Here is a 22,192-nt window from a genome sequence, read left to right as displayed (position 1 = left end):
TATTGAGGTCACTATGTCAGCTATCTACGATTGGTCTGTGCTTGCTCTTCGCCGTATTTACGATCGCCGCATCAGCAGTTCACCGGTCCTCGACAGCAACCGGCTGTTTCCCGACGCCCAACGCTTTACCGCTCACTGGCAGCAGATACGCGAGGAAGCGCTGACCGTAGCGCAAGATCTGCGTAATATCCCACGTTTTCACGAGATCATGAGCGAACAGGCGTCGATCTCCGCCAACGACGCTCGCGACTGGCGCATGTTTATCATGCAGGCCTATGGGCAGCCGATAGCGCGCAACCTCGCCCGTTGCCCACAGCTTGCACAATTGATCGCCTCTTCCCCGGATGTGCTTTCAGCCTCATTGTCGTTCCTGGCACCCGGCAAACAGGTGCCCGCGCACCGTGGCCCGTTCCGCGGCATTCTGCGCGGCTATCTGGTGTTGTCGATGCCCAAACGCGCCGACGGTGAACCCGCTGCGGTGTTGAAAGTCGACGGACGGGAGTACCGGCTGAACGAGGGGGAATTTATGCTGTGGGACGACACCTTCGAACACGAAGTGTGGAACGACAGCGACCAGGTGCGCACCGTGTTGTTGCTGGATATCCGCCGCCGCGATTTGCCCCGCGGCCTGCGGATCTTGTCCAGTGGCATCATCGCTCTGGTACGGCTAAACGTGCGCGTGATCCAGCGCCAGTTTTAAGCGCCGCCCAGATAAGCCTTCCTCACCTCCTGATTGCTTAACAGCTCCGCGCCGCTGCCGGTCAGCCGGATTTGCCCGTTGACCATCACATAACCGCGATCGGACAGCTTGAGCGCATGGTTGGCGTTCTGCTCCACCAGGAACAGCGTCATGCCGCCACGGGTCAATTCGCGCAGAATGCTGAAGATCTGTTTGACGATAATCGGTGCCAACCCCAGGCTCGGCTCATCCAACAGCAGCAGCTTCGGGCGGCTCATCAAGGCTCGGGCAATCGCCAGCATCTGCTGTTCGCCGCCGGACATGGTCATCGCCCGCTGGTTGCGCCGCTCCTTCAGGCGTGGAAACAGCTCGAACATGCGCTGCAGGTCTTCATTCACATAGCGATTGCCGACAGTGATGGTGCCCATCAGCAGGTTTTCCTCCACGCTCATGTCCGGAAAGATCCGTCGCCCCTCCGGCGCCTGGGCGATACCGCTGTTGGCAACGTAATGGGTAGAACGCTGGCTGATATCCTCTCCGCGAAACAGGATCTGCCCGCCGCTGATGCGCGGTTGGCCGAAGATCGACATCAGCAGCGTGGACTTGCCCGCGCCGTTGGCGCCAATCAGCGCCACCGTTTCCCCTTCATTGACCTGTAACGAGACCTGCTGCAACGCCTGGATCGGGCCGTAAAACACGTCCACATTGCGAAATTCCAACATCACATTGCTCATCCCGCCAGCTCCTCTTCATCCGCGCCAAGGTAAGCGGCGATCACCGTGTCGTTATGCTGTATTTCTTTCGGCGTGCCTTCGGCGATCACATCGCCATGGTCGAGCACAATCACCCGATCGGAAATTTCCATCACCATGCCCATATCGTGCTCGATCAGCAGCACCGTGATGCCGTGGTGCTGACGCAGGAAACGGATAATGCGGCTCAGGGTCGCCGTCTCCACCGGGTTCAGCCCGGCGGCGGGTTCGTCAAGGCAGATCATCTCCGGCGTGGTGCACATCGCCCGGGCGATCTCCAGCCGCCGCTGCTGGCCGTACGACATCTCCCCCGCCAGCCGGTTGGCGCAGTCCACCAGCTCCACCACTTCCAGCCAGTAAAAAGCGCGATCCAGCGCCTGGCTTTCCGCCCGGCGATAGCCTGGCGTATTGAGCACCCCGGCGACCAGATTGCGGTTGCTGAGCATGTGCTGCGCCACCAGCAGATTCTCCACCACCGACATTTCGCGGAACAAACGGATATTCTGGAAGGTGCGTGCCAGCCCGGCGCGATTAACCAGATGGGTCCCGCCGAACATTTTGTAGTACAGGCGCGATCCCAACCGCTTCGGGTTTACCCAGTCGCCGGCGCGAAACTTCTGCCCCAGCACCTGGATCACGTCGGTTGGCCGTTTGTGGGTGTTAAGCAGGATGGCGCCGCCGGTGGCGCGGTAAAAGCCGGTCAGGCAGTTGAACACCGTGGTTTTGCCGGCGCCGTTGGGGCCGATCAACGCGGTGATCGAGCCGCGTTCGACCGCCAGATTCACGTCGTTGAGCGCCTTGATGCCGCCAAAATGCATCATCAGATGCTCAACCTGCAAGATTGCGTCGCTCATGGCGCCACCCCCTTGCGTGGCGCAAAGCTGGTTCGGCTGATCCTTACCAGCCCACGCGGTCGCCAAATCATCATCGCCACCATCAGCACGCCAAACAACAGCACGCGGTACTCGGCGAAGCTGCGCAACAGTTCCGGCGCCACCGTGAGCACGAACGCCGCCAGCACCACGCCGATGGTCGATCCCATCCCGCCCAGCACCACGATCGCCAGGATCAACGCCGATTCGAAGAAGGTAAACGAGGTGGGGTTGACGAACCCCTGATAAGTGGCGAAAAACACCCCGGCCAGCCCGGCGGTGGACGCGCCCATCATAAAGGCCGACAGCTTGACCAACACGTGGTTTAAGCCGAGCGAACGACAGGCGATTTCATCCTCGCGCAGGGCTTCCCAGGCGCGGCCGATCGGCATGCGCGTCAACCGGTGCTTGATGTACAGCACCAGCAGCACCACCAGGAACAGCACCGCATAGATAAAGATAAATTTCAGGTTAGGGTTATAAGTGATGCCGAGGAATTCATGAATCGGCACGCCGCCGTCCTTCGCGCGTCGGCCAAACTCCAGGCCAAAAATCGTCGGCGCCGGGACCGAGACGCCATTCGGCCCGCCGGTCAGCGACATCCAGTTGTTCAGCACCAGCCGGATGATCTCGCCAAACCCCAGCGTGACGATCGCCAGATAGTCACCGTGCATACGCAACACCGGGAACCCCAGCAGCGCGCCGGCCAGCGCCGCCATCAGCGCCCCCAATGGCAACATCGCCCAGAACCCGAGGCCGAGATACTGGTAGCCCAGCGCCAGCCCATAAGCACCAATGGCGTAGAACGCCACGTAGCCCAGGTCCAGCAGCCCGGCGAGCCCGACAACGATGTTCAAGCCCAGCCCGAGCAGCACGTAAATCAGCCCCAGTATCGCCACCGTCAGCAGGTATTTGGTGGCGACAAACGGAAACAGCAGCGCGATGACCGCCATTAACGGAATAATCCAGCGCAGGCTGGTCTTGGCGCCGATCGGCCGGACATACACCCCGTCGTTACCGCCGTCAAAGCGCGTCAGCAATTTACGGCCCGGTGTGGTTTGCAGAAACAGGCTCAGTAACAGCCGCCCGGCCATCACCACCGCGATAATCCACACCAGACGGTGCGGCTCGAAGTTAAAGCTGTAACCGTTCAGAACGATGCCGACGATCGGCCCAAACACGATCAGGGCAATCAGCCCGGCCAATACGGCGTCCAGCAGGCTGCGCTTAACGTTCAGCCCTGGGTGAACCTCTGAGTGCGACATAAGTTTTCCCCTCAAACCTTAGCGACCATTGGCCGTCCGAGCAGGCCCTGAGGGCGGAAAATCAGGATCACCACCAGCAAACCGAAGGAGAACACGTCTTTGTAATCCGAGTTCACCATGCCGGCGAACTGCGCCTCCGCCACGCCCAGCAGCAGGCCGCCCAGCATCGCGCCGGGTAACGACCCTATGCCGCCCAATACCGCGGCGGTAAAGGCTTTGATGCCGATGATAAAGCCGACGTAGAAATCGAAGGTGCCGTAGTTCATGGTGATCAACACCCCCGCCAGGCCGGCCATGGCGGCGCCGATCACGAACACCAGGGAAATGACCCTATCGGTGTTGATGCCGAGAATTGACGCCATTTTGCGGTCTTGCTGAGTGGCGCGACAAATGCGCCCCAGCCGGGTGTGTTGAATGATGTAAGTGAGGATCGCCATGCCCAGCAGCGACGCGAACAGGATAAACACCTTGGTGTAGGTGATTTGAATCACCCCGCCGTCAAAGTTGAGGCGGAACACTCCATCCAGCAGGGTTGGGATCCCCTGCTGGCGTGGTCCCTGGCTGATTTGTGCGTAGTTTTGCAGGATCAGCGACATGCCGATTGCGGAGATCAAGGGGGCTAAACGGGTAGAGTTACGCAAGGGTTTGTAGGCGATACGTTCGATCACCCAGCCATACACGCCGGTGATCACGATGGTAAACACCAGCGTACCGAGGATCAGCAGCGGGAACGACTGCAGGCCGAAGAACGACAGCAGCGCCAGCCCGATGGCGCACAGGTAGGCGGAGATCATATACACCTCGCCGTGGGCGAAGTTGATCATGCCGATAATGCCGTAAACCATGGTGTAGCCAATGGCGATCAGACCATAAACTGCGCCGAGCGTCAGGCCGTTGATCAATTGTTGCAGAAAGAAAACGTCCATAATGAGCAGTCTCGCCTGGTGGGACCGCAAGCAACAGCAGGCGCGGCCCAAGGGAAGAATCGGCGCGGATCCGCAGCACATGCGGATCCGCTTGCTGGTTAATCCTCAATGGATTTCAAACTGCAGCCAGGCGGCAAGTACGTGAATCCCCAGGAGCTTAGGTCCACTAAGTGACTGGGGTGAACGTAGGCAGCCAACAACGCTGCGGCTTGAAAGACGCCGAGGATTGTTTAGAGTTGGTGATATTTGCCCTTGTCGTCCCACTGATAGACCACGTAATCCGATACCTTCAGGTCACCTTTCTTATCCCAGGCCTTTTTGCCCATCACGGTATCCACATCATGAGATTTCAGCCATTCGCTGGCCTTGGCGCTGTCTTTGCCGCCGGTGGCGTTAAAGGCCGCGGCGATCGCCTGAATAGAGGCGTAGGAGTAGAGGGTATAACCTTCCGGCTCGAAACCGCTGGCGCGGAATTTGGCGATCACCGCCTTACCTTCCGGGATTTGACGCGGGTCGTTACCGAAGGTCATCAGCACGCCGTTGGTGTACTGCGGCCCGCCGGCAGCGGTCACCAGCTCTTCGGTCACGATACAGTCGCCGGAGAAGAACTTGGCGGTGACGCCCTGCTCACGCATCTGGCGCACCAATGGTCCGGCTTCTGGGTGGCAGCCGCCGAAATAGACCACGTCGGGTTTGACCGAGGCAATTTTGGTCACCAGCGCGTTAAAGTCTTTTTCACCGCGCGACAACCCTTCATACAGCACCTCTTTCACGCCGCGCTTGTTCATTTCCGCCCTGGCGGCATCCGCTAGCCCCTGGCCGTAGGTGTCCTTGTCGTGGATCACCGCAATGCGCTTGGCCTTCAGGGTATTCAGCATGTAATTGGTGGCGATCACCCCTTGCTGATCGTCACGGCCGCACATGCGGAACATGTTGGTCATGCCGCGCTCGGTGATCTGCGGGTTGGTAGAGCCAGGGGTGATGGCGATAATACCGGCTTCGTCATACACCTCGGAGGCCGGCATGGTGGAGGATGAGCAGAAGTGTCCCACCACCGCTGCGACCTTGTCCTGATCGACCAGGCGGTTGGCGACCGAAACCGCCTGTTTGGGTTCACAGGCGTCATCCCCCTGCACCAGCTTAATTTTTTCCCCTTTAATCCCGCCGGCGGCGTTGATATCCGCTGCCGCCTGCGAGGCACCACGCCAGTACTGATCGCCATAGGTCGCATTCGGCCCGGAGAACGGCCCGGCGACGCCGATAACGATATCGGCCTGAGCATAAAAAGCAGAACCTAAACAACCGATAAGCAGAGCAGCGAGCGGACTTTTAATCAATTTCGATGACATTGTTGTATTCCTCAGCACTGTTTTAGCGAAACGCCCAGAGGCGTGGAGCAGTCACTTTATGTGTAGACGGGGAAAATAATTTGCGCGAGAGCGCAGTCGCATTACCCGAATTTAAGCAAGCAAAAATCCAGCCATTGTGACGGCCAATACATATTTTCTGTTTATTCATCCTACATATCAGAGGGAAAACACGGGGCAATCACTGCCGTCAGGTGGCTCTGTGGGGGGCTCTGGCGGCAATTGTGTGAAAAAACTTCTCGGCGATGTTGGCCACATGCAAATCAACCGCGAGATCCTTCGCACCGTAAATGTGCAAAGGCCGGTGCAACATCACGCCAGGGGTTTTACAGTGATAATCAGTGCTGACAGGGGGGATAAATGCCGAAAAACAACGCAACATGTTCATTCCGACAGCAAACGCACTTTTTTCGCAGTTTAGTGCTTTGACAAAGCCGCACCACCCCGCTATTATTCGCCCCGTTAACACGATTCCTCTGTAGTTCAGTCGGTAGAACGGCGGACTGTTAATCCGTATGTCACTGGTTCGAGTCCAGTCAGAGGAGCCAATTTCCTGTTTGCATGCATCTTTGCGAATCCTTATCTGATATTGATTCAAGAGGTTAGCGTGAAAACTCTTCCCGGTGCATTTTGATTTTACCCTTCGCATCGGGAAAAATTGGTGGTCAAATCTGGGGTCAGGTTAGTTCGATAATGGAGTGACCCCCATATGTCCCTTACCGACGCGAAGATTCGCACTCTCAAAGCCACCGATAAACCCTATAAAGTCTCCGATTCCCACGGTCTGTATCTGCTGGTCAAACCTAGCGGTTCCCGTCACTGGTATCTCAAGTACCGTATTAACGGTAAAGAATCCCGCATTGCACTGGGTGCCTATCCTGCCGTCTCACTGTCTGATGCCCGCCAGCAGCGCGAAGGTATCCGTAAGATGCTGGCGCTGAACATCAACCCGGTAATGCAGCGGGCCGCAGAACGCGGTGCCTGCCCAACTGAGAAGGTGTTTAAAACCGTGGCGCTGGCCTGGCATAAAAGCAATAAAAAATGGTCGCAGAATACCGCTGACCGCCTGCTCGCAAGCCTGAACAATCATGTCTTTCCGGTTATCGGATATCTGTCAGTTACCGAACTTAAACCCCGGCATTTCATTAATTTGCTGAAAGGAATTGAAGAAAAAGGCCTGCTGGAAGTCGCGTCCCGCACGCGGCAGCACGTCAGTAACATCATGCGCCATGCGCTCCACCAGGGATTAATCGATAACAATCCGGCTGCAAACCTTGAAGGCGTGACAACACCTCCTGCCAGACGGCATTACCCCGCCCTACCGCTGGAGCGGCTGCCTGAACTGCTCGAACGCATTGAGGCATATCATCAGGGCCGTGAACTGACGCGGCTGGCCGTCCTGCTGACGCTGCATGTGTTCATCCGCTCCAGTGAACTGCGCTTTGCCCGCTGGTCAGAGATTGATTTCAGAAACCGGGTCTGGACAATACCCGCGACGCGAGAACCCATTCCAGATGTGCGTTATTCCGGGCGTGGTGCCAAAATGCGCACTGCTCATATCGTGCCCCTCTCACAGCAGGCTATAGCTATTCTGAAACGGATTAAGGAAATATCCGGGGTTTATGAACTGGTATTCCCCGGCGACCACAACCCGTACAAGCCGATGTGTGAAAACACGGTCAATAAAGCACTGCGCCTGATGGGATTCGACACGAAAAAAGACATCTGTGGTCATGGCTTTAGGGCGATGGCATGCAGTGCCCTGATGGAGTCTGGTCTATGGTCGCAAGATGCAGTGGAACGCCAGATGAGTCACCAGGAGCGCAACACCGTGCGTCTGGCTTACATTCATAAGGCTGAGCATCTGGAAGCCCGCAAGGCGATGATGCAGTGGTGGTCGGATTATCTTGATATATGCCGGGTCGCATACGTACCTCCTTTTAACACAGGACGGGATAAAAACAACGAAGCGGCATGACCCATAACAAAAAGCTGTATCAGCATACCCTGGTACGGCTTTGTTCATTTCTAATAGCTTGTCAGACCCATCATCCCACCCCGTCGCTGCCTGTAGAAAGCTGTTATACGATAACAACACGCTTGCCCCGTCAGCCCTGGCGTGCCATTTCATTTAAGAGCAAGGATCATCCCTACTGCCCCAGCTACGAGAACGGCATCAATGAGAAGCTCGAACGTGTGCGTCTGGAGTTTCTGGACGAGACGTTTCGCAATCATCGAACCGACGAACAATGCGATGCCGATGGCAAGTCCATGTGTGAGGACAGGCTGTGCGAGTGCGCCCGATATACCGAACGTAGCTAACTTGCCAGCGTAGAGCAGGATTGCGCTTGCCGCCTCTGATCCCAGAAATACGCCGCCACTCATTCCGTAGCCGGTGAATACTGGCACACTGAGCGGCCCTGTAGAGAGCACGAATCCTGTCAGAAATCCGACAATCGCCCCGGCAAAACTCATGTGCCAGAGATTCAAGTGGAGGTTCGATCGTCTGATGAGACGGCGCAGCGGGATCATCGCAAGGAAGAAAGCTGCCAGGAATACCTCCACTGTGCCAGGAGAAATCGTAAGTAACGTGTGCGCCCCGAGAACAGCCGCAGGAACTCCCGCGAACGAATAGGCAAACACCGGTCGCCAACGAATCTCATGCCACCAGACAATCACCCGTCCGATGTTGCCGAAAAGGGAGGCGATCGCCATAACAGGCACTGCAATCCTTGGCCCGTATATGGTGACGAGGACGGGGAGCATGATTAGCGACGAACCAGTGCCGACGACACCGCTGAGCACACCGGCACCGAGGGCCAGGCAGAAGAGAAGTAATAGCGCGATCATCTGCCTGGGATCAACCTGGGCCATCGCTAGCAGCCGCAAGAAGCGGCACCAGGATGTCGCTGACAGGCGTTGGAATGCTGTGAACCCGGCCGCGACGCGCAATGACACCGTTGCGGATATCCCATTCGAGCGGTCGGCCTGCTTCTCGATCCGTAAGGATGGAAGTGCTCATGTCTGCGGGAGCCGCCCGGAACTTGTCGAGGATCTCCTGCGGCACTTCGTCGCTGAGTTCTGCTCCTTCTGCCCGTGCCACGGACAGACATTCCTGTAAATAAGCCAGCGTAAGCCTGGCGATGTCAGCGCGGGCGAACATGCCCGAGCGGCGGTGCGTGAGCGCCATGAGTCCAGCCACCGCGTTCTGCATCAGTTTGCGCCAGGCCAGGGAGCTGAAGTTTGCGGCCAAATCTACGGAGCACCGCGTGCCTTGTAGCGCTTTTGCCACTAAGAAGGAAGCTGACGTGTCTGGAAGGCTCAGGCGCGCGTCGCCACGCAAGCGTACTGAGCCATCTGACTGCGCCTGTGCGGGAAACCACACGACTGCGGGGACGATCTGTCCGGGCAGAGAGTACGTCGCGAGCCTGTCCAGCTGTTCGACCCCGTTCTGAAGCACGCATACAACCGTCTCCGGGCCGGTCAACGCCCTGAGCCATTCTGCTGCCGCGTCGATTTGTGTGGACTTGACTGCCAGAAAGACAAGATCGGCTGTGCGAGTAATTTGCGCCGGATTCGTCTGTACCGGACCGGGTACGGTGATAAAGCGGTCGCCGTCTTGCAGGGTCAGGTGATCGCGGGGAGTACGTCCACACAGCAATGGTGTGCGGCCGACTTCGTGTAACGCCGCCGCGACTGTGGTGCCGATGGCACCCGGACCAACAACAGCGACAACCGTCTTGATTTCAGTGTTCATGATGCGGACTCCTTTTAACAGAATCTACTTACGTGATGGTTGTGCCCTTCGCAAAGGGAATGTAATATATTACACATGAAAAATGAAAATGGTAACAGAGTTTCAGAAAGCGAGCAGCGGTTACAGCAATGGCTTGGCAGCATTCACGCCCGAAGCGGCGACCTCGCTGCAAGTGAGGCTAAAGTTGTCGATCTCCTGCTTGTCGATCCTTTGTTTGTCGGTACAAGCACGACAGCACAGGTTGCCACCCGCGCAGGTGTATCACCGCCGACAGTAATACGCGCTGCACGAGCGATTGGGTTCACCGGGTTCACTGAACTTAAGATAGAGATTGCCCGGGCTCGTGGTACTGCCCGGTTCTTTGCACCGCCTGAAGTTCTCACAGCGGATGCGACGTTGGCATCGGTGCTGGAAACATCAGTTCGTGCTGGTGCAGACGCGCTGACTGCGCTCAGTGGTGCTATTGAAATCTCCGCCCTTGATGAGGCGGTCGATTTAATCCAGAGCGCACGCCAGGTATTTGCATTTGGTGCCGGCCCCTCTGCGACGGTTGCCGCTGATGCTGTATTTCGTCTGCGGACGGCTGGTGTGATAACCATCAGTATCCAGGATTATTTATCAGCGATGATTGCTGCCCGCCTACTCGGTTCAGGCGACGTGATGATCGTCGTCAGCTCGACAGGTCGCACATCATCCACACTCGCCGTTGCTGATGCCGCATCCTCGGCCGGAGCATCGCTTATCGCAATAACTAACCAGTACGATACACCACTGGCGACACTCGCCAACGTTTCGCTCGTGGTTGGCGGAGCGCCATTACCGGCACAGATGGCCGCTGCCGGCAGTAGACTGGCCCAGCTAGTCGTTATTGATACGCTGGTCGCTGCCCTCACTCTGCGGGATAAAGAACAAAGTCGCCGGGCTGAACGAGCGGGTATTGATTTGCCGGATATGTCCTGATGCAGTTCAGCACGGTTGCGATGATTCTTACTGCTTCAGTAGCTCATGCAGTATGGAATATAGCCTCAAAATACAAGAAGGAAGACACACTTTTGTTCGTCTGGGCCTACAGCTGTGCCTCAGCATTGTTGTGGGTTCCGATCAGCCTCATTCTGACAGTTGAGGGACAACAGGAGCTCGACTGGCGACTCGCAGTCGGGGCAGTTATCTCATCTGCGCTTCATATCGCTTATTCTCTAATCTTGCAGGCTGGCTACGAGCGCGCCGAACTTGGTGTTGTTTATCCGATTGCCCGGGGGAGCGGACCGGTTCTGACGATACTGTTTGCAACCCTTCTGATGGGGGAACGGCTTTCAGCAAGCGCTTTACTCGGCGCGCTTCTCGTTATCGCTGGTATTTTCGTTGTCACCGGCAATCCATTCAGGAGCGGAAGCCGGCCACTTAAAGGAATGATATGGGGGGCAGCGACAGGCACCGCCATCGCTGGCTATACCCTCTGGGATGGTTATTCGGTAATCTCTCTGCACCTGGATCCAGTTAGTTACTACGCCAGCACACTCCTGCTACAGAGTCTTATTCTGACCCCTGGTGCGATGCGACGACGGTATCGAATCCCAACGGCTGTACGTGTAGATAGAGTTCCGATCCTTATCATCGCTGTATGTTCTCCACTTGCCTACATCCTTGTGCTGACAGCCATGCAGAGCATGCCACTGGCACTCGTCGCTCCTCTCAGGGAAACATCTATTATTGTCGGCTCTCTTCTCTCGTACTGGTTGTTTCGTGAAAATCATCTGGCACGCCGGATTGCCGGTGCAGTGGTGGTGCTGACCGGCATCGCAATAATTAGCCTTTGATCGCTTCGTTGGATGCCAATTGTCGTCTCATTGTCAGCGTGGATCGTTCGTCGATATACTCTGTTTATGGTACAGGTATCAAGTCCGCTTCCTCTGTCTGTGGCTGTTAGCGCCATTGAGATAAGACTGTATATACCGCCATCAGTCCTAGTATTGGCATCCCGTACCACCATTATTTAAATGTTCTATGGACACACGCTGTTATTTGAAGGTTAATCCCTGGTCGAATGATTATCCATGTGAGTGCTTTTCCAGCCAGGCCTGATGGGATATGGCTGGCATAGATAGTTCAGTTTTCATCACCAGTTTGATCGCAAAGCTATGCCACATAGCACTATTGGCTTTATAATCATTAACGGTAAAAGTGGTATTGAATAGTGACACTCCTATGCAACACATTCAACATGTAGCCTGATTCTGATAACCGCTTTCGTTAGAAATGGCTTACTCCATAGCGAGAGTTCGTGATGCTCAAAACAGAAGATCTCAACACTATGATATCAATTGATGAGATTCACTTTGCTGACTGGCAAATCTGGCCACAGCTAAGGATTCTGTTACATCGGGGTAAGCCAGTAAGAATTTCTGCCAGAGCTTTTGATGTTCTAGTTGCTCTGGTGAGTGCCAGAGGTAAAGCGGTAAGTAAAGAATCTTTACTTACGCAAGTGTGGGGAAATGAAATCGTCGAAGAAAATAATCTTCAGGCACAAATTTCAGCTATACGCCGCATACTGGGACATGACCGCCATCTACTGGTTACTGAATTTGGTTGTGGTTATCGCTTTAATATCAACAAATCGCCAACTGAACCGCTCTCTAAATCAAAAATACCTGAGCCCGCTATTACCCCTTTTCTAGCGTCGATTCTGGGGCGTGATAAAGCTGTGCAGGAATTATGCGCCTTATTGGATCAATACCGTCTGGTGACGATTACAGGCTCAGGGGGCGTGGGTAAGACTCGTCTGGCATGGGAAGTCGTCAGTCTTACACACACGCATTTTCCTGATGGAATATGTGTGGCTGAACTGGCTCATATCACCGAAGCATCCAGCTTGCTATCCGTTATTTCACAAGCGCTCCATCTTCCATTAGCTGCCATTCATAATGATGCCGATTTACGGCAACAGCTTGCACGGCGTCGATGTTTACTGCTGATTGATAACTGTGAACATGTAATTAATGAACTTGAACCAGTGATTACGTTGCTCCTGCACCTAGCTCCCCATATCAAACTGTTGTTGACCAGCCAGGTAGCGTTGCAGGTTGCCGGCGAGCAACAATATCTACTACCACCATTACAAGTTCCTGAGAGCGAAGAGGCTGATACCCACGAGTTACTGACTTTTTCCAGTGTCCGCCTCTTTATCGAACGCGGGCAGGCCAATCGACATGATTACCATCCATCAGCCAGCGAACTGTCTTTGATTGGCGAGTTATGCCGTCATCTTGACGGTCTGCCGTTGGCGATTGAACTTGCGGCCTCCCGTCTGCCAGTCATGAGTGTCAAAGAGATCTATAGCCGACTGGAAGACCGTTTCCAGCTATTGAGCAATACGCACAGATCTCTGGAGCCCAGACATCAGAAAATACTGACCGCGCTGGAGTGGACTTATCAGTTGCTCAACACACGTGAACAACGATTATTTTGCTCTCTGGGGATCTATACCGATATGTTCAGTGTGAAATCAGTAAGCGACCTTCTGCTGATTAAAGACAAGCATCGCTGGCAGGTTGTTGACGATCTGCAAAGATTGCTGTCTTTATCCCTGATTCAGGTCAGTACTCAGGTACCAGAGACCCGTTTCCGCCTGCTGGAAACCATGCGCCAGTTCGCATGCGATAAACTCAGGCAACAGGGTGAATATACTGTTCTTGAGGCCCGTTTTGCCGACTATTATAAAGTTATGGTAAAAGAGGCCCAAGATGATTGGTTTATGCTGCCAACAGGACAATGGCGTGAACGTTATAGCCATATACTTAATGATTTGCGGAGTGTATTACAGCAAACGTTGATTGAGGGAGCTGCTCCCTCTAAAGGGCTTGAGATCTTACAAGCTATGACCCCTTTTTGGATTGAATATTCACTATACGATGAATGTCAGCGCCATATTTATCCTCTGCTTTATGAAAATACTTCGCAGGTAGTATTAACGCTACGCCAGAGAATGAATCTCAGCGCTGTAGCAGGTAAGGCGTCAACCTGGGCAAAAGGCCCCACGCCTGAAACACATTCAGCCTGGAAAACCGCGCTGACAATTGCAGAAAAGCTCGACGACAAAGAAATACGTTTACAGGCACACTACGGATTATGGTTGTATTATCTGCGTACTGGCGAGTTGGATAAAGCGCTTGAGCATGCGCAATCTATGTGCGAGCTAGCACGGTCCATTACCGACGAGGAGGCGATGGCAACCGGGCTGCGTATTCTCGGTGTATCCCTGCATTTTTTGGGCCGTCATGATGTAGGGCGTGATTATCTCCAGCAATCTCTTGATTGGTATGAACATGGTGAATTAAGCCACTCTTTCCGTTTTGGTCTTGATCAAGAGAGCGCCGGTCAGGCCTTTCTGTCTCGTTTACTCTGGTTACAGGGTGAGTATAAGGCCGCGAAACAGATGGCATGGCGCGGTGTTAAAAAAGCCGCTCGTTTGCAGCATGTCTGTTCTCTTTGCTGTGCACTGGCTGAAGGCGCTTGTATGACAGCAGCACTGGATCGTAATCCGCGTTGGGTTATAAAGGCCGCAAACTGGCTGATTCATCTGGCAAAAAGGCATGATTTATATTTCTGGAAGACATACGCCGAGCTGTTTCTTGTTTGGGCCAAACAGTTCAGTCATACCGATGTTAGTCAAACCACACTGTTTAGCTCGTTGCGGGCGATGGGATTAGACTGGCAATATTCCCCCTTGTTGTCAGAAATTGATACCGGGGTATCACTGAGAGCCACCCGCCAGGATCATGAAAACTGGTGCACGCCTGAGCTGATGCGTCTTTCTGCCACTCAATTACCTCCTCAGAAACAACGCCTGCTGTTGGAGAAGGCCCTGGACAAAGCGCGCCAGCAACAGGCTCATGGCTGGGCCCTCCGTATTGCTTATTCATTGGCGACATTGCAGGCTGAAGCTGGGGAAAAATGGGCTGCTAAGCAATTGATACAGGACGCTTTACATGATGTTGAAGACTCAGACAATGCGACGGATGTAAGAAGTGCTATTGCGCTATGTGCCCGAATAGGGGCCTGAATATTTACGTCTTACGGCTATCAACATCCCCATGATCACGAGTCCGCCCCCTGCTGAAGAAATCAGCGCCCAGCTATGAGTTGTCTCCCATAACCAGGTGGCAGTCAGTGAGCCACATGCTCCGCCAATAAACATAACGCACATAAATAATGTATTAAGACGGTTTCTGGCATCCGGACGCAAAGAATAAATCGTGTGCTGATTAGCTATCAGTACACATTGCTCACCCGTATCCAGTAGTAGAATGCCCACCACCATACCCACAATACTGTTCCATCTCCAAAAAACAGTCCAGGCTAGCAGCATGAGTATCACACCAAAAACAACCATTCGGAATGGTCCCTGCCGATCGCTGAAACTTCCCGCCAGAGGCGCACACAGAATACCGATTAACCCCAAAGCAGCTAGGGTGCCGTTATCCCTGCACCGTAATCGTAGCGATGAGCTAACCAGAAAGGGAGCACGGTCCACAGCACGCTGAAGGAGGCAAACAGCATTACTTGTGTAAGAGTTGCACCACGCACCTGCGGCTCGTTTTTCCACAGCAGTCCTAATGAACGTAATACCGCCAGATAGTTAAACTTTGGCGTTGACAACGACTGAGTAGGCAAAATGCGTAAGATGAAAAATATAGCCAGCAATGTCATGATCGCTCCGGATAAAAAGACGCCACGCCAGCTGACATACTGACCAATAAGGCCTCCGATAGCCCGGCCAGCAAGGATACCTGCCAGGACACCGCTCATCACCGTACCAACGGTTTTACCTCGTGCAGAAGTTCTTGAGAGCGAGGCGGCAAGCGGCACTATCTGTTGAGCTACTGTTGCAGCCATCCCGGTAAGGAAGGAGTAGAACACCAACACTGTCGCCGTTGGGGATAACATCATGCCGATCATTGCCAGGAAAAGCACCTGCGCTTGACGCAGGATAAGCCGCTGACGTTCAATATAATCGCCTAGGGGTATCAGAAAGAATAAGCCCACCGCATAGCCTACCTGGGTGACCATGGGGATCAAAGAAACAGCTCCCCATTCATTGGGAAATGATCCGGCAATTAAATTCAGGACAGATTGATTAAAATAAATATTAGCCACAACAATACAACAAATAATCCCCAGCATAAGAATCCTGGTAGAAGAAAGCTCGTGATTGTCCGAACGCATTGACCACTCCTGGCACTAAACTCAATATTGTCTGGAGTATAAGCAAAGGCGACACCCAACTCTTTGACCGCTTTTTTCAGACATCTGAATTCTGATGCACAAGCTCCTGAAAAAGAGATTTGTTACTAATACTGCTCATGTTATTGACTGTGCTTAACTTGAGGAGCAACAAATGGATTTAAAACTGACTGGAAAAGTGGCTCTGGTAACTGGAGCCCGTACCGGAATTGGTTTCAGCATTTGTGAAGAATTGGCCATGAATGGTGTGCATTTAATCATGGTGGCCAGACGAGAACCTGAGCTGATTCTTGCTGCGAAAAAAATTTCAGAGAAATACGGTGTTTCGGTGCTGCCTATTGCCGGGGATGTGACTGATCCCAAACTACCTTCTTTAGTGGTTGAACAAGCGGAAAAGGTTTTTCAGCGTATTGATTTACTGGTGAACAATGCCGGAAGAGCCCATGCGGGCACGCTGTTAACCACTTCGGAAGAAGACTGGCAGATAATGACTGAGACCAAATTCTCCGCCATGCGACGTTTTTGTAAGGTAATCATCCCCGGGATGCAGAGACGAAACTGGGGGCGTATTGTCAATATCTCATCCATTGGCGGTATCTACCCTAATCCGCAACTTACCGTCTCACACGCACTGAGCGCCGCTATCAACAACCTGACCCGTAGTTTAGCACTTAGCGTGGCTCCGGATGGCATTCTGGTCAATGCGATCGGAGTGGGTGCTGTCGCGACGGATAACTGGGCGCAGAACATGCTACCGAATGTTCGCAATCGTCGTCCTGAACTAGCTGACAGAACAGACGAAGAGGTAATGGCATTACTGGGTAAAGAGAAAACGCCTGTGGGCCGCTTTGGACTTCCTGAAGATATTACTGCAATTGCTGCGTTCCTACTTTCTGGGAGGAATCAGTTTGTTACTGGACAGACAATTGAAGCATCAGGCGGAGCAGACAGATTTATGTAATGTCTTCCATTCAACTTAAATAATGTTTGAGGATTGAATTAGTTTAACCTGATATTTGTTCTTCTTTTCAATCACTGCGAAATATGAGGCCGGACATGGGGGGCTGAAACGCTAAGAAGCCCCCGCGTCAATATAACCCAAATATTATAACGTAATAGATCCCGCACCATGAAATTAATCTCACTGGAAAATTCATGGTATTTTTTTAAAAAAATAGAAATAGAGGCAAACCACTATGTCAAAAAAACAAACACTATCAAATACAAACTATAGTTCGCCTGACTGGCTGACTATCCGTGAAGCAGTCGAAGTGATAAATAAAAAAGGACTGAAAATTAAAAAAAAGTGACATTTACAGGTATGCATTACATGGCAGCATTCATCTCTCTATTTACTTTCAGTCGCCAATTACATTACGAAAAATACAGAGGTCGGGCTACAAAGTAAGGCTCAGACCATCTGATACGTCATCAATAAATCGTTTATGCCTTCTTGACAAAAAAGCGTTTATTGAAGGACATAATTTTATTGTTAGCACTACTGGGAAATATATCATTCCCACAGAGAGAGTTATTGACACTCTATTGATTGGATATGAATATGTTCTAGTACAAAAATTACTTGCCCAATCTCTTAAAATACCATTACCTGTAACAGGAGCTATTGATTTTAATCATGGCATAACAGTTAGCTTACAAGGAGAACCATTTCAACTATTCGATAAAATGACATGGGAAGAAAGAATAACACAAAAAATTATGCAACTCCCTAAAAACATTTCACCAGATGTACATGAAGATATATTCTCAAAGAGGATAAATAACTACCTGGGGAAAGAGTATTTCCCGGCTCATATTTTACCTCGCGATGCCTGGTTTGTTATTCGACATGCTGAACTTGATAAAGTCATTGACATCATAACCAATAGCAGAGTGCCCCCATTATCTGCGACGCGAATATCAACACCACTATCTCGTTTTTTCTGGCTGGCCTGTAAAAACAATGAAGTCATCCGTCCATTAATTAGTAAACCGTACAAACTACTATCTATTTTCGAACAATGGGCATCTGACGAAGGCATTACCGACAGGCTCAGTGGTGATACGTTAAAAACTGCACTCGTACGCGGTTCCCCCACATCAATGTCGGATTGACGCAAGTGAATTTTACCAAACCCAAATGTCCGTATTAAGGACTCTAAAATCAGTAATACGGACATAATTAGTTTTTTTGACTCTTTTTTCCTTGTCACCTCAAGGGATATTATATTTCTGCATTACGGGTATAAATACATATCATCAATTACCAAGCATTAGAAATGTAAAAACAAAACAGTACTTAAATGCTCACAGCCCCACATATACATAAAAACCACTCCTTATTCAAGGAGGATTTAGCCGACCTGCATAGGTTCGATCGAATCCAAAATGCGCAAAATAGATTAACCTTATTTTATCCAACCATTAAATACACACATGGGTTCGTAATTATATTCCAATTAATGAATCCAAAACTTACTCACCAATACATTACACATGTAAAAACACGAAAACATACATTGCACAGAAAGACTTAGATTCATTTACAATGAAATAAATGAGTGATTTCATTTCGTTCAACAAATCTATAACTGAGGTACTAAGACCATGATTACTAGATGAACCCGTCCGTAATCCAGATAGTTACTAACGATTTAAAAACTCATCCTTATGATACGAGTAATTACCTTACTCCCTAGAAGACTTGCTTTTAATATTTACGGCATTTTTTCTATACCGGTGCGGTGGGACATTATACCTTTTCCGAAATGCCCTGGTTAATGATTGCTGAGAGTCAAAGCCAAATCGCATCGCGATATTTATCAAAGGTTCATTTGTTGTGATAACAGCCTCTAAAATAAGACATAATTTTTTCTCTCTGATAAAACCTCCCAGGCTCTGCCCTGTTTCAGAAAAAAACAGTCTCTGCAAATGCCATTTTGAATATCCGGACCTGATAGCCACATCATCAATTTTTAGTGGCATATCTATATTTTTGCTTATCCAGATAATTAAGTCATTTACAAAATCTTTTCTGTTTTTCATAACCGAAACCTTAGAATTACTCTACTAGAAATACATTTTCATCAGGCATATAGTTCAAGAGCTGACAATCCCTAAGTTCTGCATAAATCCTCAATAGAAACCATACTTTTTATTATGGTGTGATGGATATACTCGCAGACAGTCCAGCCACCAATTCAACTCCCTCCGGCAATCTGTCAATATGAATCCGAACCGGGATACGCTGCGCGAGCCGCACCCAGCTAAAGGTTGGCTCGACATTAGGCAGGCCAAGCCCCCCGGTCTCGTCATTGTTATCATCTATTCCGCGCCCGATACTCTCAACATGCCCCGTGATCACCGGCTTAAATCCCATCAGCGTAATGTGTGCAGTATTTCCCGTGCGGATATGTTGCAACTTAGTCTCTTCAAAATAGCCAACCACCCAAAAACTATTGGCATCAATGATGGAAAGTTTAGTTTCTCCCGCTGTGGCATAGTCACCAGGGCGAAGCCGCAAATGTGTGACATAGCCCGTAACCGGAGAGCGAACAATAGCATGCGATAAGTTAAGCTCTGCAAGGTCCAGCGCAGCCAGTGCACCGTGGTAATTAGCCGCAGCGACGCTTGCTGCGCTGGCTGTTTGTTGTAAATCCTCGCTGGAAATCACCCCTTTAATCTGAGAGCGTCGCCTCGCCGCATCCTGGCGCATCAGCATTTCATGACGTTTCGCCTCAACATCAGCCTGGGCGCTGACCACTGCCAACCTCAACCAGTGCGGGTCAATGGAATAGAGCACATCGCCCCGATTAACCCACTGATTATCGCGGACGGCCACATTCAGAACCGGTCCAGAGACATCCGGCGCAATCTGGACCACATCCGCACGAACCCGACCATCGCGGGTCCAGGGAGTTTGCACATAATGTTTCCAGAGAATAAAAGCCAAAAGCGTAGCAACCGCCACAGCGCTGAGCGTCAGCAAATAGCGGCCCAGTAGAGAAAGTAACGATTTCATTTTAAAAACCCCAGTTCGGTCAGTCCCTGCAACAACAGGTAAAAAGTAATAATAAAGATGGAAAAATCGATCATCGGGCGAAACGGCAAGCGACGGTAACCCTTGCTTAGCGAGAAAAGCTGCACGAGTAATAGCGTACAGGTGAGCGCGACGAGGGAAATTAACAGTAGACCGGGTACAAAAACGCCCTCAATATTGAAATCATTGATCATCGGCATGCTCCATTTCCTGAGTGCTTAATGCGCAGTACAGATCAACCAGTTGATTAACATGATGCCGCGATAGTTCATCTGCTACGGACAGGCTACGCTCAGTCAGGCTGACAATCCGTTCAAGTAAGGTGTTAATATCCGTCGAGTGTGTAAGACAAGTGAGAACCTCTTTTATTTCTTTGTCTGCATGCGCATCCCATCGGCGTAATCGCATTACACACAGGCCTATACGCAGGGTGTGCAAAAGATGATTCAATGCCTGTTCTGATGACTGTCCGCTGCGCGGCAAACGCGGCAGTATCAACGCAGCCCGATCGATCATCAGGTTGATCCAGAGAGTTTCATCAGTATTCAACACACCTTTCACGCTGCGGTTAATATCGCGCTGGCATAATTTAAGCAGGCGTTTTATTGCCGCATCTGCCTGCACAGTCTGCAGAAAGCCCATGCTGAATACCGCAAAGCCAGTTGCAGAAAATAATGCGATAGAGGTATTCACCGCCACGGCAAAATCCCCGCTGTAATGAGCACCCAGCTCGCACAAAATAGGCAGCGTCAGTGTGATCCCCATCGCCATAAAAGTAGTGGGCGGCCGTGCCTGGAGCGATCCGGCAAGCAGATATACCGGAGCTAGAACCACTACCAGCACGATAAAATCACTGACTTGCGGTAGGAGAACGAAGCTGTAGATCAGGCTTATCACAACTCCCCAGAGGGAACCAATGATGTATTTCACAATATGCGGGGCAGGCGTATCGAAGCTGCCAAACAGTGTGCAACAAACGCCAAGGATAGATACTGCCGTACCGCCATCAGGCCATGCCGAGAAAATCCACACCATGCAGCCGCTCAAAATGATGGTGAAAGCGCCCAATGCGGTGCGGGCAGCAGTAAGAGGATCGCGGTGGAATACATACCCTTTCACGTTATTCATTTCTGAGTGCGCAGGCATCTGATTCGCGTGATGAATGGCATCCGAAAGACGATAGCACTGCTGCACGAGGACAATGGCCTCTGTCAGGTAGCGCATAAAACTTACATGCAGTGCTTCTACAAACGTCAACTCATGTACGACATAGCGCTGCAGTAATTTTTCACTGCGTTTTTTGAGCGCTTCCCCCTCGCTTTTAAATTTTCCTTCATCTTTGCAGGCCAGCCAGACCTCAACATCATCCATTAAAATTTGCACATCGAAAGGTATCTTCGCTATCAGCGCTAAACGGTCACGTAACTCACAGTTAACAATGACTAATCGCGCAAGCCTGTCATGAAGCCTTTTTCTCGCTTGCCGGACCGGTACAGAGAACGCAAAATCATAAGGGATATGATGGCTGATGCCCTGCAGGAACTGCAATGCCAGTGCCATATGCAGCGGCGAGGAAACAGGATCGGGTTTGCCTGTTAAAGTCTCTGCGATACGCTGTCGCGCCGCGAGCAGCGTCTGCGATAATTTACTGTTGAACTGACCTGAGATGCGCGCGGGCAATACATAGCGATGAATAAGTGCCGCGCAGAAGATACCGATCATGATTTCCTGTACCCGAGTGATAGCGATGTCAAAAATCGCGCCAGGATCGGATACAGCAGGGAAGCCAATCAGACTCGCAGTGTAACCAGCAAGGACAAAACCATAGGCCCGGGGCGTACGTTCCAGCAAGGACAGATAGAGGCAGAATGTAATCCAGCCTGCCAGTATCACGCTGCAAAATACGGGTGAATTCACGAACGTGGGTACAATTAATACCGTCATGCCAGCGCCAATTACCGTTCCCACCAGACGATACAAACTTCTGCTTAGCGATGCTCCGACGGAGGTTTGGGAAACAATATATACGGTGATAATTGCCCAGGAAGGCCGCTCTAGGCCAATTGATAATGCAATATAGTATGCGAGCATCGCAGCGGTAAAACTCTTCGCCGAATAGAGCAGAGCGTTCGCATCATTCAGTAGTGAAGAAGAAGCCATACCGCGAAGACGATGGCATATCGTGTGTAAAAAAATGAAAGTAACTCGCGTTAATTTTTTCATGCCGGAAATTATTACCGGCTTGCATATCCACTTAAATACTCTATTCTGTCAAAAAATACCTAAATGTTGCCA

At 51.6% G+C, this 22,192-nt stretch carries 19 protein-coding genes, 1 tRNA gene and 1 pseudogene; 8 read left to right on the top strand and 13 right to left on the bottom strand.

Features of this window, described 5'->3' with window-relative positions; genetic code table 11:
• Window positions 1–13: 13 nt before the first annotated feature.
• Window positions 14–700, top strand: coding sequence for an aspartyl/asparaginyl beta-hydroxylase domain-containing protein (locus tag ACMGG1_RS07450; RefSeq protein ID WP_020827724.1), 687 nt, complete (start codon window positions 14–16; stop codon window positions 698–700).
• On the opposite strand, the gene ACMGG1_RS07445 is transcribed toward ACMGG1_RS07450, so the two are convergent.
• The 5 genes from ACMGG1_RS07445 to ACMGG1_RS07425 form a co-directional block, all read right to left on the bottom strand.
• A complete protein-coding gene (locus ACMGG1_RS07445; RefSeq protein ID WP_128865653.1) occupies window positions 697–1,413 on the bottom strand; it encodes an ABC transporter ATP-binding protein in 717 nt (238 codons plus the stop codon). The genes ACMGG1_RS07450 and ACMGG1_RS07445 overlap by 4 nt on opposite strands.
• Window positions 1,410–2,285, bottom strand: coding sequence for an ABC transporter ATP-binding protein (locus ACMGG1_RS07440; protein ID WP_044552471.1), 876 nt, complete (start codon window positions 2,283–2,285; stop codon window positions 1,410–1,412). Before ACMGG1_RS07440 ends, ACMGG1_RS07445 begins: the two co-directional genes overlap by 4 nt.
• Window positions 2,282–3,568, bottom strand: coding sequence for a high-affinity branched-chain amino acid ABC transporter permease LivM (gene livM / locus ACMGG1_RS07435; RefSeq protein ID WP_115058463.1), 1,287 nt, complete (start codon window positions 3,566–3,568; stop codon window positions 2,282–2,284). The genes ACMGG1_RS07440 and livM overlap by 4 nt, the downstream gene beginning before the upstream one ends.
• A gap of 11 nt (window positions 3,569–3,579) precedes the next feature.
• Complete coding sequence (locus ACMGG1_RS07430) at window positions 3,580–4,494, bottom strand: ABC transporter permease subunit (protein WP_020827728.1); 915 nt, start codon at window positions 4,492–4,494, stop codon at window positions 3,580–3,582.
• Between the two features lie 230 nt (window positions 4,495–4,724).
• Window positions 4,725–5,843, bottom strand: a complete 1,119-nt coding sequence (locus tag ACMGG1_RS07425; RefSeq protein ID WP_020827729.1) for a branched-chain amino acid ABC transporter substrate-binding protein — start codon at window positions 5,841–5,843, stop codon at window positions 4,725–4,727.
• A 490-nt stretch (window positions 5,844–6,333) separates the two neighbouring features.
• Here ACMGG1_RS07425 and ACMGG1_RS07420 point away from each other — a divergent pair.
• Window positions 6,334–6,409, top strand: a tRNA-Asn gene (locus ACMGG1_RS07420).
• Between the two features lie 161 nt (window positions 6,410–6,570).
• Window positions 6,571–7,839 (top strand): tyrosine-type recombinase/integrase, encoded by a 1,269-nt coding sequence (locus tag ACMGG1_RS07415; RefSeq protein WP_047739401.1) that lies wholly within the window; start codon window positions 6,571–6,573, stop codon window positions 7,837–7,839.
• Window positions 7,840–7,988: 149 nt separating this feature from the next.
• Here ACMGG1_RS07415 and ACMGG1_RS07410 read toward each other — a convergent pair whose 3' ends face one another.
• Together ACMGG1_RS07410 and ACMGG1_RS07405 are read right to left on the bottom strand one after the other, a co-directional pair.
• Window positions 7,989–8,735 (bottom strand): sulfite exporter TauE/SafE family protein, encoded by a 747-nt coding sequence (locus tag ACMGG1_RS07410; protein ID WP_197769051.1) that lies wholly within the window; start codon window positions 8,733–8,735, stop codon window positions 7,989–7,991.
• The gene (locus tag ACMGG1_RS07405; protein WP_414161263.1) at window positions 8,722–9,618 is read right to left on the bottom strand and encodes an oxidoreductase; all 897 of its coding nucleotides are present in this window, start codon (window positions 9,616–9,618) and stop codon (window positions 8,722–8,724) included. Before ACMGG1_RS07405 ends, ACMGG1_RS07410 begins: the two co-directional genes overlap by 14 nt.
• A gap of 75 nt (window positions 9,619–9,693) precedes the next feature.
• Here ACMGG1_RS07405 and ACMGG1_RS07400 point away from each other — a divergent pair, with 75 nt between their 5' ends.
• From ACMGG1_RS07400 to ACMGG1_RS07390, 3 genes are all read left to right on the top strand, one after another.
• Window positions 9,694–10,578: a MurR/RpiR family transcriptional regulator gene (locus ACMGG1_RS07400; RefSeq protein ID WP_047740691.1), complete on the top strand. Its 885-nt coding sequence runs from the start codon at window positions 9,694–9,696 to the stop codon at window positions 10,576–10,578.
• Complete coding sequence (locus ACMGG1_RS07395) at window positions 10,578–11,435, top strand: DMT family transporter (RefSeq protein ID WP_047740689.1); 858 nt, start codon at window positions 10,578–10,580, stop codon at window positions 11,433–11,435. Before ACMGG1_RS07400 ends, ACMGG1_RS07395 begins: the two co-directional genes overlap by 1 nt.
• Before the next feature lie 467 nt (window positions 11,436–11,902).
• Window positions 11,903–14,677: a winged helix-turn-helix domain-containing protein gene (locus tag ACMGG1_RS07390; RefSeq protein ID WP_197799747.1), complete on the top strand. Its 2,775-nt coding sequence runs from the start codon at window positions 11,903–11,905 to the stop codon at window positions 14,675–14,677.
• Here ACMGG1_RS07390 and ACMGG1_RS07385 read toward each other — a convergent pair.
• Complete coding sequence (locus ACMGG1_RS07385) at window positions 14,654–15,148, bottom strand: MFS transporter (RefSeq protein WP_323808333.1); 495 nt, start codon at window positions 15,146–15,148, stop codon at window positions 14,654–14,656. The genes ACMGG1_RS07390 and ACMGG1_RS07385 overlap by 24 nt on opposite strands.
• Window positions 15,082–15,840: an MFS transporter gene (locus ACMGG1_RS07380; RefSeq protein WP_342123099.1), complete on the bottom strand. Its 759-nt coding sequence runs from the start codon at window positions 15,838–15,840 to the stop codon at window positions 15,082–15,084. Before ACMGG1_RS07380 ends, ACMGG1_RS07385 begins: the two co-directional genes overlap by 67 nt.
• A 172-nt stretch (window positions 15,841–16,012) precedes the next feature.
• Between ACMGG1_RS07380 and ACMGG1_RS07375 the strand changes: the two genes are divergently transcribed.
• Both ACMGG1_RS07375 and ACMGG1_RS07370 read left to right on the top strand, forming a co-directional pair.
• The gene (locus ACMGG1_RS07375; protein WP_086523357.1) at window positions 16,013–16,819 is read left to right on the top strand and encodes an SDR family NAD(P)-dependent oxidoreductase; all 807 of its coding nucleotides are present in this window, start codon (window positions 16,013–16,015) and stop codon (window positions 16,817–16,819) included.
• Between the two features lie 235 nt (window positions 16,820–17,054).
• Window positions 17,055–17,973 (top strand): annotated as a pseudogene (locus ACMGG1_RS07370) (hypothetical protein).
• A 573-nt stretch (window positions 17,974–18,546) separates the two neighbouring features.
• Here ACMGG1_RS07370 and ACMGG1_RS07365 read toward each other — a convergent pair.
• The 4 genes from ACMGG1_RS07365 to ACMGG1_RS07350 all read right to left on the bottom strand — a co-directional run bounded on the left by ACMGG1_RS07365 (window position 18,547) and on the right by ACMGG1_RS07350 (window position 22,120).
• On the bottom strand, window positions 18,547–18,903 hold the full coding sequence (locus ACMGG1_RS07365; RefSeq protein ID WP_414161262.1) for a helix-turn-helix domain-containing protein: 357 nt from the start codon (window positions 18,901–18,903) through the stop codon (window positions 18,547–18,549).
• Between the two features lie 112 nt (window positions 18,904–19,015).
• Window positions 19,016–19,879 carry an HlyD family secretion protein gene (locus tag ACMGG1_RS07360; RefSeq protein WP_012539941.1) on the bottom strand — a complete coding sequence of 288 codons (864 nt, stop codon included), beginning with the start codon at window positions 19,877–19,879 and terminating at the stop codon, window positions 19,016–19,018.
• On the bottom strand, window positions 19,876–20,091 hold the full coding sequence (locus ACMGG1_RS07355; RefSeq protein ID WP_004899298.1) for a DUF1656 domain-containing protein: 216 nt from the start codon (window positions 20,089–20,091) through the stop codon (window positions 19,876–19,878). Before ACMGG1_RS07355 ends, ACMGG1_RS07360 begins: the two co-directional genes overlap by 4 nt.
• Complete coding sequence (locus tag ACMGG1_RS07350) at window positions 20,081–22,120, bottom strand: FUSC family protein (RefSeq protein WP_414161261.1); 2,040 nt, start codon at window positions 22,118–22,120, stop codon at window positions 20,081–20,083. Before ACMGG1_RS07350 ends, ACMGG1_RS07355 begins: the two co-directional genes overlap by 11 nt.
• Between the last annotated feature and the right edge of the window lie 72 nt (window positions 22,121–22,192).

It is taken from the genome of Serratia sp. BNK-12 (assembly GCF_047456085.1).
In the GTDB taxonomy this organism is placed as follows: domain Bacteria; phylum Pseudomonadota; class Gammaproteobacteria; order Enterobacterales; family Enterobacteriaceae; genus Serratia; species Serratia liquefaciens.
Note: the sequence above shows the minus strand (reverse complement) of the source record. Positions and strands in the feature narration are given on the sequence as shown.